Origin of the sequence: Psychrobacter sp. 4Dc (genome assembly GCF_002836715.1) — a bacterium.
GTDB lineage: Bacteria > Pseudomonadota > Gammaproteobacteria > Pseudomonadales > Moraxellaceae > Psychrobacter.
The window spans coordinates 1-16,850 of record NZ_PJAT01000068.1 but is presented as its reverse complement, the minus strand read 5'-3'; the positions used below and the strand labels follow the sequence as shown (position 1 = coordinate 16,850).

The window sequence follows — 16,850 nt, the reverse complement described above, 5'->3', positions numbered from 1 at the left end:
AAAGTAGCATTGTTTCTTGAAGAAACTGGGCTATCTTATGAGCTTGTGGCAGTAGATACTCTAAAAGGTGAGCAGCATACACCTGAGTACCGTGCTATCAACCCAAACGGCAAAACACCTGCTCTAGAAGATGATGGTAAACGCGTGTTTGATTCTACGGCAATCTTGATGTATCTTTCTGAAAAAACAGGCAAGCTGGCAAGGACAGCCAGAAGATCGTAGCGAGATGCTGTCATGGCTAATGTTTGTGGCATCTGGATTGGGCCCTTTTTCTGGTCAGTCTGCTCACTTTAGACATAAAGCACCAGAAAAAATCCCATATGCAATTAATCGCTACCTTCGTGAGGCCGAGCGTCATTATGAAGTGCTAGATACACATCTAGAAGGCCGTGAATATATGGTTGGTGATAGCTACTCAATCGCTGATATTTCTACTTGGGGCTGGATTGATAAGGCGACAGTTGTGCTAGGCGAAGGCGGCTTGGATAATTATCCGAATCTAAAGCGCTGGTTTGATAGCATTAATGCTCGTCCAGCGGTACAAAAAGCCCGTGACATTCCTAAAGATATTGATTTCAAAACTGAGTTTGATGACGTTGCTGCACGCGCGCTTTATCCGCAAAACTTTGATAAAAACAGTTAATCGAAGCAAAGAGACTTAATAAGTTTTATAATATAAAAAGTGATTAAAACCAGTAACTAAGGTTGATTCTACAAACTTTGCCTTAAAATAGATTTTAATGACTATGTGCAGAATTCCTCTACCTTTAAAGTAGAGGGATGAGTATATCATTATTTTTTAGTATAGCTTAGGATGTTATCATACCTTATGCCCAAACAAATCTTAAAAGCTTATAAAGTGAGATTATATCCAAATGACGAACAGCAAGTATTCTTTGCTAAATCATTTGGATGTACCCGCTTTATTTGGAATAAGATGTTAGCTGATAAGGTTAATCATTATAAAGCAAATAAAACGATTCTAAACAACACCCCTGCTCAGTATAAAAAAGAGTTTGAATGGCTCAAAGAAGTAGATAGCTTAGCGTTAGCTAACGTGCAGCAGAACCTTCGCAGCGCCTATAAAAAGTTTTTCGAACAAGGCACAGGCTTCCCTAAATTCAAGAAAAAAGGTATCAAAGACAGCTACACCACTAATAACCAAAAAGGGACGGTTGCACTCACATATAACAGTGTCAAACTCCCCAAAATTGGTCATATCAAAGCAAAAGTACATCGCCGCATTAATGGGCTTATTAAAAGTGCCACTATCAGCGGAACTCCATCTGGTAAGTACTTTGTCAGCCTATTGGTTGAAACAGTAGTGGAGCCGCTACCAAAGACTTATTCTAATATAGGCATTGATTTAGGATTGACCAACTTTATTGTCTTATCAGACAGTACTAAAGTTGCTAATCCTAGGTTTCTATCGAAGCTGAAAGACAAGCTTGCGCGTGAGCAAAAGATTTTAGCCAAACGTAGAGAGGTTGCTAAAGCTCAGCAGCGTAAGCTGTCAGACAGTCGTAATTATCAAAAGCAAAAAGCTAAAGTCGCGAAGATTTACGAAAAAATAACCAACCAGCGTCTTGATTTTTTACATAAACTCTCATTCAATATCATCAAAAACCACGATGTCATTGCTATAGAGGACTTGAACATTAAAGGGATGGTTAAAAACAGAAAGCTTGCCAAAGCTATTAACGATAGTTCATGGTCAGTCTTTACAATTATGCTTGCTTATAAAGCAGAATGGTATGACAAAGCGCTTGTGAGAATAGACCAATGGTACCCGTCATCTAAAACATGCTCAGGCTGTGATTATGTCCTTGGCAAAGATGACCTTAAACTCAGCGATAGATTATGGGACTGCCCAAGGTGTCTGCAGACCCATGATCGAGACATCAATGCCAGCATCAATATCTTAAATCAAGGATTGATATTGGTTAAACAATCAAAAACTGTCGGTGCGATAGGGTTAGCTTAGTAAATTCGCTTAACCGCTGATACAGAATAGCGTATTAAGTAAGAGCGTTACCTAAGAAACCTCTACCTATAAGCAAGGTAGTGGATAGTTCATGGCAAAGATATTAAGGTGAAAATTATGAGTGCTCCGATAAAGTTCAATCGTGAGGATGTGATCGAAAAAGCAAAAAATCTCTATTGGGAGAAAGGCTATCACGCGACATCAATGCGCAATTTGCAAGATGTGGTAAATATGCATCCAGGTAGTATTTATGCAGCTTTTGGTAGTAAAGATAAACTATTTACAGAGTCACTGAATCGCTATGCCGCAGATGGTGCCAAGAGATTGGCCGACTGTATTGAGCAAAAAGACACAGTGTTGGATGGCTTAAAATATTTTATCCATACGGTGATTGTCTGTAATAGCGCCACTGCGCCTAGTGGTATGTGCATGATCGTCAAAACAGTCGCTGAGCTTACTCAAAACGATAGTCCAGATTTGCTCGCACATGCAACGAATATCTTAGAAGGTATAGAGGCGTCATTTGCCGTGCTCTTTGGACAAGCCATTGATAGCGGTGAAATTAGCGCAGAAAAAGATCCAGTTGAGCTGGCGCGTTATTTCCAAATTCAAATTATAGGTCTCAGGACTTATGCGCAGGTCACTAACGACAATGATGCAGTAGAGAAATATATCGATGATATTTTTAAAAATATCGTATAGCAGGGCTGGATAAAAAGCAGATTTTTTAGTGTCGATCACGCTGTTGCTTTTTATAAGATGCTACTTGATAAAATACAATTTGATTAAATACCAATGATTTGGTTTTAACAGCTCGCGCACTTTATCATTGACCAATCATTATAGTATTACTAAAAACCCTGATGGCTAGTACATTAGCAGTCAGGGTTTTTGTTATCTATTACTGTGCTTTCGGATTGTCATTGATGAATTTCAGTAGAAGCTCAGCCAGCGTTTCGCCTTGGTCTTCTTGCAGGAAATGACCACCGTTAGTGATAGTCGTATGATTTTGGCCTTTGGTACCCGGAATTAGCTTTTGCATGATGCGATCGCCGCCACCAGTTACGGGGTCGGAATCACTAAACAGTGTAATAAATGGCTTGCTCCATTTGCTTAGCACGACCCAAGCTGCTCGGTTGTTTTCTGAAGCAGGATCATCTGGTGTCGTGGGCACTAGGATAGGAAACTGTCTGGCGCCTTCTTTATAGGACTCATCAGGGAAGGGTGCATCGTAAGCATCCAGTACGGCTTGAGGCAGTGTTGTTGTGGTACCGCTTTTGATGGTGCCTGCTACATTAAATTGCGGCGTCTCTTGAGAAAACTTCTGCCACTTACGAAAGCCTTCGCCCGGATCGTGATCCCCAGTCGGTAGCATTGTATTACCTGCTGCGACGCGATCGAATTTATCAGGATGCGCTGCTACTAAACGTAGACCGATTAAACCGCCCCAATCTTGACAAAACAGTGTTATATTTTTTAAATCTAATTGATCAAGCACCGATTGCATCCAATCGACATGGCGCTGATAAGTGTAGTAAGTACGCGATGCAGGTTTATCTGAACGTCCAAACCCAGGAAGGTCTGGCGCGATAACACGGTGTCCTGCTGCTGTTAGTATGGGAATGACTTTGCGGTACAGATAAGACCAAGAAGGCTCACCATGTAATAATAAGATAGGATCAGCGTCGCTTGGACCTTCATCAAGGTAGTGTACGCGCAGCTCGCCACCTTCTGTATCATCGACCATCAAATAGTTCGGTTCAAAATCGTAATCTTGCAAGTTAGCAAAACACGAGTCAGGTGTCCTAAGTTTTTTCATACATCATCCTTGGGTTAGAAAAATAACAGTGCATTCTGGCACAGGTGTTAGACAGTCTATTAAAAATGAGTCTCTAAGTGCTACTCGACTATCACTGGTAATCCTAGCGATAAAACTATCTGCCGATATACTATGTTGATTAAACGTTCAAAATGAAAACTATACCCTACATGCATTCGTTGCTGCAAACATTAATAGTGGATGCGCCAGTAGCATCCACTATATATAGGATAGATTTTGAGTTTCATTTTATAAGGCTAAACTAATCGTGACGCCAGTAGACCTTTACCACGACATCGGTACGACTAAGATCGAGTCGGTCTTTCAGCAACGGGCGCAATGCTTTGGCAGTATTCGCTTCTAGCGCTCCCCAAACTTTATCAATCTGTAGAGGGTTGTCAGTCAAATAATTACCCAATTTACTGTCGATTAGCGTGGCTAACTCTGCTCCTGAGTTTGGTTGATTGGTTACTATAGGCAATACGGTAAAGTAGTTATGACTACTGTTTTCAGTATCGCAATTGAGGCAACTGCGCATTTTTACAGTATCGAAATAACTTTGATCGCCTGCATCTTGCGTCACGCAAATGACCAATGGTGGTGTAGGGTTGTTCCATAGCTCTAGCAGTCGTGCTGCCGTTGGCATTGATGTTTCATCGACAATCAGTACCGCTTGACCGTCTCGTAAGTGCTCTACTTTTTCCGGAAACTCTCGTTTTGTGACAACGGTCTCGCCTGCTTGGAGTGTTGCTGCCCAGTTGCCGCCCGGCGTATCTCCATGTAAAAAAACATCGACCCAAGCTCGTATTCCATCATCAGCTTGCCATGCTTTTCTTAAAGTGTAATAGCAGTGAGGACGAGCAGGGCGTATGTTCTCCTTATCGCTACCATTAGTTTTATAGTCACCAGCTTTATTGCCATCAGTGCTGTCAGTCATCAATGCGTCGGTCATTGCATTGTGCTCTAAATCAAACAAGTAAGCGTAACCCGCTTCGTTGGTAGGTACTGACGTCGAGCTTGTTGCGCCCTTAGTATTACTTAACTGCGCGCTATTACTTAATGGCGTATCACTATTTAATGACGGCATGCTCAATTCAAGGCGCAGCATATTTTTGCTAACTCTATAACTGTCTTGCACCTCAAATACTTGCTTGGTCAGTTTGATTGTTTTTTTGCCTAGCTTTTTATCTGCTCTTTGTTTTAGCAAGATATATTGGGCTTGCAAGTCATCAAGCTGGGAGATAGGTGCGGCAAAAGCGATAAAGAAAGTCTGGTCATCAAGCGAGGTGTTGTGAGCGCCAGCTGGTTGAATCTCTGAGCTTTTTAGAAAAGTCTGTATAGCAATACCTTCAGCATAAATATCAGTTATCTGCGCATCGACCAGATCCAATTCAGTGGTAGATAATGAAGTAAACACACTCAAAAATCCAAGCAGTTCGTCGAGGTGCTCTTCATTAATATGAGCGACCACACCTGCTATTTCAGGGTCGTTTAGGGGAGTGTGTTGATTGTTTTGGTTATCGATGTTTTCTGTAGAAGCTAAAAGAAGATTAGTCATATAAATACTCGCAATCAACAGAGCGTTGAAATTAAAGTGAATGAGTTTATAGTTAATGATAATTGTTTTTGTTATCATTTACGAGTAAAATCAATTTTTATTGTGGTTTGATCATCAAAAATCGGTCTATAACCGATGGCCGATAAACCATCATTTTTATGACATATTACTTTTATCAACAATGAGTGCTTATATGCTACGTGCAAACCAGCTGACTATCAGCCGTCAAGGAAATACTCTATTAGACAACGTGAATTGTGAGATTGATACCAATCAACTGGTGGCTTTGGTTGGGCATAATGGGTCTGGCAAGTCGACCTTGATCAAAGCGCTAGCAGGTGAGATGGCAAGTAGTAGCGGCAATGCCACTTTAGATGAGCACAGTATCAATGACTACGGCAGTAAGGAATTGGCGCGGCAAATGGCATATCTGCCGCAGCAATTGCCAGAAGCTGCTGGATTCACGGTGCGTGAGCTGGTCATGCTAGGGCGCTATCCCCATCAAAAATGGCTGCAAAAGCCAACTCAAACAGATAAAGACAAAGTCGCGCAAGCACTAAAAGTGACTCAAACCGAAGCATTTGCTGATCGAATTACTGCCACGCTATCTGGTGGTGAGCGCGCTCGTGCTTGGCTTGCGATGTGTCTGGCACAGGATACCCGTTACTTATTGCTCGATGAGCCACTTGCTGCGCTTGATATGCATTATCAAATCGAGGTCATTCAGCTCATTCGTCGTTTGGTGGATGAGCAAGGCTTAAGCGTGGTAATTATTATCCATGATATTAATCTGGCCGCGCAATATGCCGATCGAGTCATCGCGCTGAAAAATGGCCAAATATGTCACAACGGCGATATCGCCAGTACCATGCAACCTACCGTGCTACACGATATCTTTAATGTCGATATGCAGCTACTCAGTCATCCTATTACTGGACAGCCTGTCGCAGTCGCTTAACGTCTGGTTTCTGCTCCTTATTTTTAATTCGCCTACAAAGATACGCTTTTATGCCTCCCGTTTTTTATATAGATAAATTATCGAAACTGCCAATAGTTACGTCAGTATCAGTAATGACAACACTGAAATGGTTCGCCCTCGCATTGTGCTTGGTATTGACCGCCTGTAATAGTCAGACATCCACTACCTCAGAAGCAGAAAACAGTCATAGCGATAGGATGAATATCGTGTCTCCTGACTGGGGTAATGCAGCGACTTTGACAGCGATGGGGCATGCGCCAATTGCAACAGGTGATGTCAGGGTTTGGGACAGATGGGTGGGTAGCCCTAAACTGCCAGCGTCGATAACAGACTTAGGTATACGCTATCAGCCCAACGCTGAGCTAATCGCTCAACTGCCTGTCGATATGGTCATAGATAATTACTTTTATGAGCATGCACGTAACTTATACGGCGATGTCCCTGCGGAATCTGTGATGTCTGCGGCAAAAGGAGAGACGGCAACTTGGGCTGACTATACCGAGCCGACGCGGGAGCTTGGCGTACTGATCGATAACCCAAAGATGGCTGAGGACTATATTGCACAAAGTCAGAAAAACATACAGCTGGCCAGTCAGCAATTCAAGGAGCGTTATCCAAAAGCCAAGAAATTCGCAGTGGTACAGTTTGCGGATGCTAATAACATGCGTATGTATGTGGCAAACAGCTTATTTCAGCCTGCGTTAGAGCAGATGGACAGAGAGCTTGTGGTATTGGGAAAGGGCAATCAGTGGGGGTTTGTGCCAATACGAATGGGAGATTTGGCGCAATTAGATGATGAGACTTGTTTATTAATTATCGATCCACTAAGCCCAATTACTAGAGCTGAAATTGATGACAGCTTGATTTGGCAGCGCCTAGGTTATGGCAATACCCGCTGTGTGGGCGAGCTACCACCAGTATGGATTTATGGGGGGATGTCATCATTGATCAGCTTAGCAAATAACTTGTCAGAAGTTTCATTAAAAGGCGGGGAAGTACTATGAGCGCCAATGCAGATACTCACAACAACCAAAACAATAATATCAATAACCACATCGACAGTTCTCATAACAACAGTGCTCATACGATGACATTAGCCTCTCAAGCAGCAACGGTTTCAAAACCTTCATCAACGTTATCATCGTCGCAATCATTGAAACAGTCATCATCACCACTGAATCAGCCACCGAACCAACCCAATTCTCAAACTTCCTTGTTTGCCAATTTGTCTTGGCGACTATGGGCCATGCTCATCGGATTAGCGGCTCTGTCATTATGGAGTAGTTGGGCACTGCTAGATCAGCAGTGGACGCGCCCACTTCGTGATTTGCTCATACCAAGCTCGCAATTGGATATTGCCAGTATGGCGATACAGCTACATATCGTGGCAACCAGCGTAGTGGCGTTGTTGGCTGGCGGGTTATTAGGCGTGGTCAGTATTTTACTGCAGCAATTGGTAAAAAACCCACTAGCATCAGATACGACGCTAGGGGTGGGCGTTGGTGCACAGTTGGCGATGCTCATCGTCACGTTATTTTTGCCAAGCTTGGCTATTTATGGCGGAATTTACGTGGCCTTTGTGGGGGCTATCATTAGTATGGGTCTGGTATTTGCCTTATCAGCACCCAGTCGATTCAATCCATTAATTTTGATATTGGCCGGTTTGGTCGTCAATATTTTGCTAGCCGCAGTAGCCAATGTTCTAGTACTGTTTTTTGCTGAGCGTAGTAATGGCATGCTGTCGTGGGCTGCTGGGTTTTTGGCACAAGCCAGCTGGCATACCAGTATCGCGCTAGTCATCACTGCTATTTTGATGGCGGTCGTATGTCTGCCACTATTGAAACCATTAACGCTAATGAGTCTAGATGACACGCAGGCCAAACGTTTGGGTGTGCCTATTAATGGGATTCGTGCACTTGTCGTATTGGTTGTTGCCGTTGTGACTGCTCTAGTGATTAGTGAAGTTGGCTTGATTGGTTTCATTGGTCTTGGTGCAGCAAGCTTGGTCAATGCGCTGGGCATCTCTGCTATTGGTAAGCGTTTGGCCACTGCCTTTGGGTTGGGGGCGCTGCTGTTATTATTGACTAGCAATGTCGCGTTACTGCTTGAGCCGATACTGGATATGCAGATTCCAGCTGGTGCCATGACAGGTATCTTGGGTGCACCGCTGATTATTTGGCTAATTCTACGTCAGCGTCGCGAGCGGATAGAGACAGTGACGCCGATGCTTACAGGTAAGCATACATCCATTGCCTTTTGGCGATGGGGCATTGGTGTGCTCGCTATCATCATGCTGGCTTGTCTTTTTGTACAAGATATCAATGGTTGGGGGCTCAGTACGGACTGGGCGCTCACGCAGCAGTACCGCTTACCTCGTAGTTTGAGTGCTGCTGCCACAGGCTTGATGTTAGCAGTCGCCGGTGTGCTACTGCAAACATTAACGCGTAACCCTATGGCCAGTCCTGAGGTGCTAGGTGTCAGTTCAGGCGCTGCATTGGGGGTTATTTTAGGGTTTTTATTATTACCAAGTTTAGGGCTATCTGCGGGAGCAGGGACGTTGCTGGTTTCAGGACTGTCAGGGGCGATGGCCGTGCTGCTATTGATTATTTGGCTAGCACGCAGGGTCAGCTCAGGTTATTTATTGTTAGTAGGTATAGGCATTGCCGCCATGATGGATGGGGTGATGCATATGGTCAAGCTTTCAGGAGATCCGCGTCTAGAAGCGATGCTCAGCTGGCTGTCAGGGACAACTTATAGCACGCAGCCCAGTACAGTATGGTATCTCATTGGTATTGCATCTATCTTATTTGCACTCAGTCTACTGCTGATTAAGCCTTTGCGTGTCCTTGGTTTAGGCACAGGTGTGGCACGTAATCTAGGTGTGGCAGTTACACCAGTGACTTTGTCGTTATTGGCATTAGTAGCAGCGCTTAGCACGGCCAGTACGCTTGCCGTTGGCCCATTGAGCTTTATTGGTTTGATGGTGCCACATTTGGCTACTTCACTGGGAGCTGTGAAGCTTGAACGGCAATTGCCACTAGCTGCACTCTTAGGGGCAGGGGTGATGGTGATAGCGGATTGGATTGGCCGTTATGTTATTTTCCCTTATGAGCTGCCAGCGGGCACGATTGCGGCCATTATTGGTGGTGGCTACTTCTTATGGCTCATTCGTAAGGTGCCAGCTTCAGCAAGTAGATAGCTCATGTCTGCAAGCATTGAATTTGAATAGCCGGCAATTTTGTCTTCATTCAGCAGAGGTTTATCTAACCTTATTTGAGCAGCCATTTGATAAGAATAACGATGCTAAGTTTCAGCGAAATTGAATGACGTGCTCGGCAAGCTAGCAAAATAATAACTAGGAGCAAGTCATGCTGACCATCACTCAATTTTATAGTGCCACTGCTTAATGAGCAACGCCCCTATAAATAAAGCACCTATAGATAAGGTATCTACAACTGAGTCGCCTATAAACGAAGCCTCGAATAGTAGTGGTAATGGCTTTACCGACAAACAAGTACAGCAGGTATTACTGACACTATTACTCGGCGGTACGGTCGTCAGCTTTAGTAATAGTGCGCTTAACCCAGCAATTCCTGTTTTTATGTCGGTGTTTGATGTCGATATCGTGATGGGCGGCTGGGTGCTGAATGCTTATGTATTGGCCATGAGTGTGGGGCTGATGCTAAGCGGCTACTTAAACAAAAAGTTTCCTTTTAAGCATGTTTATTTGGCGGCAATTTTTGGATTTATGCTGGGCTCAGTCATTGGGATGCTGGCGTCTAGTATGAGCTTTGTCATCATTGCCAGAGCCATACAAGGACTGAGTGGCGGTCTGATCATCCCACTGTCTATTGGTATGCTGTATCAGATTTATCCGCAGCAGCAGCACGGCAGAGTAATGGCGATATGGGGCATTGTTATTATGATGTCGCTAGCGTTTGGCCCTTTGGTCGGTGCTTACTTGGTTGAGCAGTTTGCGTGGTGGACACTGTTTGCCATTACGTTGCCACTTAGTGTGGCGGTCATGGCGATGGTATGGCGGCTAATACCTGACATGCGCTCACATGATCAAGAAACCCCTTTCGATATCATCGGGTTTGTCAGTTTGATCATCTGGCTACTGGCGATGATGATTTGGCTGAGCACCCTCAAAATAGATTTTACTCACGGTATCTCAAGGCGCGATGATTTGTTAAAAATAGTGGCATTAGGCGCATTGTCTATTTTATTTTTGCTGTCAGCCGTGGCTTGGTGGGCATATGAGCGTCGTCAGCGTCATCCGTTATTGAACGTGCGCTTGTTCAATAATAAGACCTATTTGCACAGTAATATCATTAGCATTAGCCAAACAGTCGGTTTGATGCTGTGTCTCTTGTTATTACCCGTGTTGATACAAGATGTGATGGGTGAGAGTGCCTTATGGACAGGCGTTGTCCTAATGGTCGCGACGCTCGTGGCCAGTATCACCACGCATTACGCTGGCAAGATGGTAGATAAGCAAGGTGCCAGAGGGATTGGCATCGTAGGAATTGCGATTAGTGCGCTGTCTACCTTGATGCTGGCATGGTGCTTGTATCAGCCCACACTTTGGCTACTCATATTGACGATGAGTGTGCGCGGTGTCGGCGTGGGTTTGGCGTATCTGCCAACCACCACAGTGGGTTTTAGTAGCTTACCTAAAGACTCGGTCACTGAGGGAGCTGCACTCAATAATATCAGTCGCCGTATCATCTCTACCATCGTTATCACGTTGACAACCCTTTATATCCATAGTCGAAGCGCGCAGCTACTAGCCGCAGGTAGTGATGTTGGCATAGCAAGCGCTATCCAAGAAATACTGGTGATAATCGCGTTGATGCTATTGTTCACACTTCCTTCTGCCTGCAAATTACCCCGCGCGCCATAACGATCAACTTCATAGTTGGTCAGCATGTAGATTACCGGTGTCAATGACGATCTGCTTGAAGGCTTATCCCTTTTATCTATTTATTTGAACAAACTTTGAGACAAGCCGCTTATGTCACTGTCTAACCATTTCGCCAAATTTACCAAAGAAACGGACGGTAATTGCAGTAAGTCAGTCAACATGGTCACTCGCTACTTATAAAAACCTATTTGTAAATACTTATAGAAATAAAAATCATTATCATTTAGAATGTCATTCACAAAGTTAGTACATACAGTATTATTTGCTAAATATAACGCGTATCACTGTCCACCTATCCAACTAAGTGAAATAACCTAAGTGAAGTAATTATGAAAAGCCACCATCATGTTGCTCTATCTCTTCTTACCCTTTGTATCAGCCAGCAGTTATACGCCCAAACTAATACCAATTCAGTGCAAAGTGCATCAGGTGTGCAGGCCACCGCTGCGGCGACCCCGAATGCATCATCAAGCGATGTACCTAGTGTGACTTTAGATGCTATTACAGTTAGTGCCAATGCCAAAACAGGCACAGCGCTGGCACAGAAAATCAGTGAAATGCCTGCTGTCACGCAAGTGATTTATGAGGCGGACATTCAGGCGCAGGCGACAGGTAACCGCACGGTTGGGGACATCTTAGCCCAGCTCGTGCCCAGCCTTGGCGTGAGCAGCGGCTCGGTTAGTAACTACGGCACGACCATGCACGGGCGTCCTGTACAGTATTTGCTAAATGGCGTGCCATTATCTGGCTCGCGCAGTCTGTCACGCGAGCTAAACAGCATCGACCCTGAGCAAATTGAGCGCGTCGAAGTACTCTCAGGTGCGACCAGCATCTATGGCGCGGGGGCAGCCGGCGGTCTGATTAATATTGTGACCAAATCGACGGCAGGCTATGGCTTGACAAGACAGACGCGCCTTGGCATCAACAGCAGCCGCGAGTTTAAATCCGACTCGCTCGGCTATCATGTGGGACAAAGCATCGGCTACGGCGGCGAGCGCGTGTATGGTAATGTCGATGTAGACTACGAGACCACAGGTGGTAAGTTTGACAGTCATGGCGACCGCATCAGCCCTGATGCCAACCAAACCGACAACCAAGACACCGATACTATCAGCGTCAACGCCAACCTTGGCTTTGATATTAGCGATACCAAAACCATGAATCTTGCGGCGACTTATTATGACAGCGAGCAAGATACCGATTATGGCGTCGATTACGGCAATGATCTGTCTGTACTGCTAGTAAAAGGTACTATACCGTCACTACGTGCTATCGATGGCGCCAATATCGAAAACCAGCCCTACAATACCAAAAGCTCGGTCAACCTAAACTACAATGACAGCGACTTTTTGGGTTCTAACTTAAGTCTGACAGGCTATTACCGTGACGAAAAGGCGCGCTTTTATCCGTCAGGAAAGCTTTTTAACAAACAAGCCCAAGAGGTATGGGTAAATAATGGCTTGACGGATGAAACAACCTTAGGAAAATTATTGGCTGCATCGGCTGTGGTTACTCAATCAGAAGCGGACATTGAAGTGATGGGATTGCGCGCCGCTATGCAGACTGAAACCGATGTTATGGGTAAAAATACCTTGTTCAGCTATGGCGCGGACTTTGAACGTGAAGAGAGTGAGCAGACCTATTATGGCCAAGACCTGACTACCTTCCTTGCAAGTAATGGCTTGACTTCAACAAGTAATGGTCTGAGCTATAACGGCGGACCAAAAACCACTATCGATAAATGGGGCGCGTTCGTCAATGCCGATGTGGATATGACCGACAAATGGCACACCAGCGCTGGCGTGCGCTATCAAAACATCAAATCGGATACCGACCGTTTTGTGCCCATTTATGAACAGCTATTGGCGGATTATTTTGCGACCAATGGCATCAGTGATATTGCTGACGCTTACGGTATTGATTACGAAGCAGGCGCGGTTGAGGCGGGTAGCAGTAAGCACGACAAAGTGCTGTTTAACCTTGGTACCAGCTATCAGTTGACCGATGACGACCAAGTCTTTGCTAACTTCTCGCAAGGCTTTACCACGGCTGACGTGCAGCGCGCCTTACGTGACGTGCGCGCTGGATTTGTGGTCAACTCAGACAATATTCAGCCCATTTCTATCAATAACTACGAGCTGGGCTGGACAGGTACGCGCGGTGATACCAGCGCAAAGGTTAGCGGTTTTTATAACGACTCAGACAAAACCGTGCGCTTTACCAACGACTATACCGTCGAAGTCGTCGATACGGACGAACGTATTTACGGCGCTGAAGCCTCGCTCACGCATGATTTAAACAAAGACTGGCAAGTAGGCGGCAGTGTTGCTTATACCCGCGGGCAATACAAAAAAGACGGCGACTGGCTGGAGCTGGATGCAGTACGCCTGACGCCACTCAAAGGCACGGCATACGCGCAGTATAACTTTAGCGAAGGCAGTAACATTCGCTTGCAAGCGCTGGCAGTCGGCGGTAGCGACAAGGCTTATAAAGACCAACAGAACGACCCAGACGCGAGTGCGCAGCCATTGACAGGCTATGCGACCTTTGATGTGCTTGGGCAAGTCAAATTACCTGTCGGACGTATGGGCTACGGCGTGTATAATATCTTAAACAAAGACTATCAGACCGTGTATCATCAAACGACCTTTGGCGATTTAAACCGCTTACCTGCTTCAGGGACAACTTACGGCTTGAGCTATACCGTGGATTACTAAAAAGCGTCACGCATTAAAAAACCCTTCATGCTATGAAAATTTAGCGTGAAGGGTTTTTTAATGTTCATAACTCTCTAAATCATTCATCTGCTCCAAGAGTATTTGCTAGCGTTTCCAACTTCACGCTTTATCAGGTGTAAAATTCTTCTTTAGTATTTTATGATTGACTTATAGCGTATCAATGCTAATCTAAGCACTCTTTGGGGAGTAGCCTGCTTTCGTACTGCGAAAGCGTTCGTATCAACATACTTGGCCACATGCCATGGTGCGAACACCTCTCGGTTGGCGAGACCATCGATATATCAACACTGCAGGTCGGGGGTGTGGCTATGTCGTGGACTCTATACTCGACCAGAGAAAATCACATGAATCCTATCGCACTTCTATTACTTGCTTTTTCTATGTCTACGGATGCCTTTTCTGTGGCAATCAGTAAAGGAGCAATTCTTAAAAACCCTCGTTTTACCGAAGCCTTCAGAATGGGTGTTATTTTTGGCACCATTGAAGCGATCACCCCGATTATTGGTTGGTTAATTGGTCACTCTGCCACATCCTTTATAGATGCGTCTTTTATTGAGGCATGGGATCATTGGGTCGCGTTTGTCATACTTTTTACGCTCGGTCTGCACATGCTGTATGAAGGACTGAAGCCAAGTGATGAAACGGCAGAAGTGCTATCGAGACATTCTTTTTTCAAACTTGCTTTGACTGCATTTGGTACCAGCATCGATGCCATGGCTGTCGGTGTGAGCCTAGCATTTGTAAAGGTCAATATTTTGCTGGCGGCAGGTCTAATTGGTCTAGCGACTACGATAATGGTCACTCTAGGGGTGATGTTAGGAAAGGTGTTGGGCTCCATAATCGGTCACAGAGCTGAAATATTTGGTGGTGTGATGCTAATTGCAATCGGTACATGGATTTTATTCAGCCATCTTCAATGATTATATACAAACTGTCTACTACGAACAGATAGTCATTACGTGTATAGATCTGTTACTGACTTTTGGATGTAGAAAACCTGTTTACCTAAGAAAAGCCTATCTATATTAATAGTTAGGCTTTTCGGGTCTAAAACTAGTACATTACGCTGTAGCAGTTCGTAAAAGGTCTGAAAAACACAGCACTACAAAATTATCAATAATTATCCGTTGTCAGCGAAGAGGCTTGAATAAAGTGCCTATATCTATGCTTATACACATAGTTGTTATTTACTAAAAAAACAACAGACAATAAAAAAGACCTCCAATCTCTTGAAGGCCTTTTTTATTAAAACTTAAATATGGTGGGCCCAGTATCAACCATTCTTTGTTTTTAAGTAATTGATATAAAAAGTTATTATGTGAAAATAAATTCCTTATACCAACAAATATACCAACAATATAAGTGAGTAATCACCTAATGGAATAACCAGATTTATAAATCAATAATCTGTAAAAAATATTGTTACTTATTGTACTATCAGTGTTTTTATGTACTTGTTAAGCAATTTAATGAAATACATTATAATGAAATATCAATATCAAAGCATGATTAAAGACAGAGGAATAATCACATGAAGTGAATTACTTGATAGTTGGAGTCTTAGCTCGTTAAGCCTTACAACAGGTTTTCTAAGTATGGAGTGGCAACCCAATTAAAAGGATAAACAGCGTGCTTGGGAGTTATATGTAGAATTACTAACAAGTATTGCTACCTAGCAATTATAAAAAAATCATGGAGACGAATTAACTGCTCTGAAGAATATCTACTCTTTATTTCAAACGACACGAGACATTCTAAAAACTAATGGAGGGCAATGTAAAGAACTTACTAAAATCTCTATAGTAGTATTGAACCAAGTGTACGACCATTCACTGCGAAATGGCACGAGTACACTATTTCTTGTGAACTGTCTTCAGAGCTTCGCCAAGAATTCCGAGTGGACTTGGTTGAACTGCAAAAAATATTAATCAATTATACGAATTTATTAGCTGATATGGCTGGCATGGAAAACTTGACTAGAATGGAAGAAAACGAATTTAGAATGTTCTAGTCATACTATTTTAGCTTGATATATGCGTTTTAATGATAATTTTCAGAGTTATAATTTACTGAAATTTTATCATTCAACACACACGTCTATATTGTTGAACTACACATCAATAGTGATCTTTCCAATTGATAGGATCGCCATGTATGCCTGTTTTATGATTATCTTTTAACCATTTAACAAAAGCTTCTACAACACCCTGTGACCTATTTAAGTACTCCATATCACGACTTTTAGGACAAAGTTCTATAAGATCTTCTGGTACTTTAGGAGCATTTTCACCGAAGTAATAAAATTCTTGGGAAACAAGTACATACTTTCCACCTGTATCTCTTTTCAAATGATCTTCGTTAGTTAATCCCTGATCTAATGAATGAGCAGAATCTTCCTGAATCCATTCTTCGTTATTAGCGTCTTGGTGGTATATATTATCGCCATATATTTTAACTAGACTACCTTCAATTATAGGCTTTTTACTTTCAAATCTTTCATCTTCCCAATACTCATTAAATGTGAGCTTTTCCTCCACTTTCATCGCATAAATAAGATGGTTAGTATTACCTAGAGCTTCACTTCCAGTACCTATAACCCAATCACCGATAGACAGGTTTCTATTGCGTCTGATAGAAGACTTACAGACAGCTAATGTACAAAAGTTATGGAAAGGGTTAGGTGCTAGACCTAAATCATGCTCAACTTTATAAGAAAAAATATTCATATTTAACAACTCACTCTTTGAATTTTGTATAGGGGTTCGCTTTCGGTTCCATCTGAATTTTCGAACGAAGCTTTATCACTTGCAATCGCATTGCCTATATCATCAGTTGAATTCCAGCC

Annotated in this window: 13 protein-coding genes and 1 riboswitch; of the genes, 10 read left to right on the top strand and 3 right to left on the bottom strand. The window is 43.5% G+C overall.

Annotation, left to right across the window (positions count from 1 at the left end; genetic code table 11):
* The 4 genes from CXF61_RS14250 to CXF61_RS03925 form a co-directional block, all read left to right on the top strand.
* A partial coding sequence (locus CXF61_RS14250) for a glutathione S-transferase N-terminal domain-containing protein (protein WP_264755662.1) occupies window positions 1–222 on the top strand: 222 nt, incomplete at its 5' end.
* A 25-nt stretch (window positions 223–247) separates the two neighbouring features.
* Window positions 248–643 carry a glutathione binding-like protein gene (locus CXF61_RS14245; RefSeq protein ID WP_264755661.1) on the top strand — a complete coding sequence of 132 codons (396 nt, stop codon included), beginning with the start codon at window positions 248–250 and terminating at the stop codon, window positions 641–643.
* Between the two features lie 186 nt (window positions 644–829).
* Window positions 830–1,984, top strand: coding sequence for an IS200/IS605 family element RNA-guided endonuclease TnpB (tnpB, locus tag CXF61_RS03930; protein ID WP_165597231.1), 1,155 nt, complete (start codon window positions 830–832; stop codon window positions 1,982–1,984).
* Window positions 1,985–2,101: 117 nt separating this feature from the next.
* The gene (locus CXF61_RS03925) at window positions 2,102–2,686 is read left to right on the top strand and encodes a TetR/AcrR family transcriptional regulator (protein WP_165597230.1); all 585 of its coding nucleotides are present in this window, start codon (window positions 2,102–2,104) and stop codon (window positions 2,684–2,686) included.
* Window positions 2,687–2,885: 199 nt separating this feature from the next.
* On the opposite strand, the gene CXF61_RS03920 is transcribed toward CXF61_RS03925, so the two are convergent.
* A complete protein-coding gene (locus CXF61_RS03920; protein ID WP_165597229.1) occupies window positions 2,886–3,803 on the bottom strand; it encodes a haloalkane dehalogenase in 918 nt (305 codons plus the stop codon).
* A 262-nt stretch (window positions 3,804–4,065) separates the two neighbouring features.
* Window positions 4,066–5,361, bottom strand: a complete 1,296-nt coding sequence (locus tag CXF61_RS03915) for an SIP domain-containing protein (RefSeq protein ID WP_193834176.1) — start codon at window positions 5,359–5,361, stop codon at window positions 4,066–4,068.
* Between the two features lie 193 nt (window positions 5,362–5,554).
* Between CXF61_RS03915 and CXF61_RS03910 the strand changes: the two genes are divergently transcribed.
* The 6 genes from CXF61_RS03910 (at window position 5,555) to CXF61_RS03885 (ending at window position 14,925) form a co-directional block, all read left to right on the top strand.
* Entirely contained in the window at window positions 5,555–6,319 is a 765-nt protein-coding gene (locus CXF61_RS03910) for an ABC transporter ATP-binding protein (RefSeq protein WP_165597227.1), read from the top strand.
* A gap of 113 nt (window positions 6,320–6,432) precedes the next feature.
* The gene (locus tag CXF61_RS03905) at window positions 6,433–7,344 is read left to right on the top strand and encodes an ABC transporter substrate-binding protein (RefSeq protein WP_227526590.1); all 912 of its coding nucleotides are present in this window, start codon (window positions 6,433–6,435) and stop codon (window positions 7,342–7,344) included.
* Complete coding sequence (fhuB, locus tag CXF61_RS03900) at window positions 7,341–9,539, top strand: Fe(3+)-hydroxamate ABC transporter permease FhuB (protein ID WP_165597225.1); 2,199 nt, start codon at window positions 7,341–7,343, stop codon at window positions 9,537–9,539. Before CXF61_RS03905 ends, fhuB begins: the two co-directional genes overlap by 4 nt.
* Window positions 9,540–9,746: 207 nt before the next feature.
* Window positions 9,747–11,246: a DHA2 family efflux MFS transporter permease subunit gene (locus CXF61_RS03895; RefSeq protein ID WP_165597224.1), complete on the top strand. Its 1,500-nt coding sequence runs from the start codon at window positions 9,747–9,749 to the stop codon at window positions 11,244–11,246.
* A 350-nt stretch (window positions 11,247–11,596) separates the two neighbouring features.
* Window positions 11,597–13,984: a TonB-dependent receptor gene (locus tag CXF61_RS03890; protein ID WP_102091428.1), complete on the top strand. Its 2,388-nt coding sequence runs from the start codon at window positions 11,597–11,599 to the stop codon at window positions 13,982–13,984.
* 190 nt (window positions 13,985–14,174) lie between these two features.
* Window positions 14,175–14,342: riboswitch (yybP-ykoY riboswitch) on the top strand.
* Window positions 14,343–14,349: 7 nt separating this feature from the next.
* On the top strand, window positions 14,350–14,925 hold the full coding sequence (locus tag CXF61_RS03885) for a manganese efflux pump MntP (protein WP_165597223.1): 576 nt from the start codon (window positions 14,350–14,352) through the stop codon (window positions 14,923–14,925).
* A 1,197-nt stretch (window positions 14,926–16,122) separates the two neighbouring features.
* Here the strand turns inward: CXF61_RS03885 and CXF61_RS03880 are convergent.
* Window positions 16,123–16,731, bottom strand: a complete 609-nt coding sequence (locus CXF61_RS03880; protein WP_165597222.1) for an Nmad2 family putative nucleotide modification protein — start codon at window positions 16,729–16,731, stop codon at window positions 16,123–16,125.
* Window positions 16,732–16,850: the final 119 nt, after the last annotated feature.

Coding starts and splice junctions, on each gene's coding strand:
- tnpB (WP_165597231.1), top strand. CDS start 830: ATGCCCAAACAAATCTTAAAAGCTTATAAAGTGAGATTATATCCAAAT.
- CXF61_RS03925 (WP_165597230.1), top strand. CDS start 2,102: ATGAGTGCTCCGATAAAGTTCAATCGTGAGGATGTGATCGAAAAAGCA.
- CXF61_RS03920 (WP_165597229.1), bottom strand. CDS start 3,803: ATGAAAAAACTTAGGACACCTGACTCGTGTTTTGCTAACTTGCAAGAT.
- CXF61_RS03915 (WP_193834176.1), bottom strand. CDS start 5,361: ATGACTAATCTTCTTTTAGCTTCTACAGAAAACATCGATAACCAAAAC.
- CXF61_RS03910 (WP_165597227.1), top strand. CDS start 5,555: ATGCTACGTGCAAACCAGCTGACTATCAGCCGTCAAGGAAATACTCTA.
- CXF61_RS03905 (WP_227526590.1), top strand. CDS start 6,433: ATGACAACACTGAAATGGTTCGCCCTCGCATTGTGCTTGGTATTGACC.
- fhuB (WP_165597225.1), top strand. CDS start 7,341: ATGAGCGCCAATGCAGATACTCACAACAACCAAAACAATAATATCAAT.
- CXF61_RS03895 (WP_165597224.1), top strand. CDS start 9,747: ATGAGCAACGCCCCTATAAATAAAGCACCTATAGATAAGGTATCTACA.
- CXF61_RS03890 (WP_102091428.1), top strand. CDS start 11,597: ATGAAAAGCCACCATCATGTTGCTCTATCTCTTCTTACCCTTTGTATC.
- CXF61_RS03885 (WP_165597223.1), top strand. CDS start 14,350: ATGAATCCTATCGCACTTCTATTACTTGCTTTTTCTATGTCTACGGAT.
- CXF61_RS03880 (WP_165597222.1), bottom strand. CDS start 16,731: ATGAATATTTTTTCTTATAAAGTTGAGCATGATTTAGGTCTAGCACCT.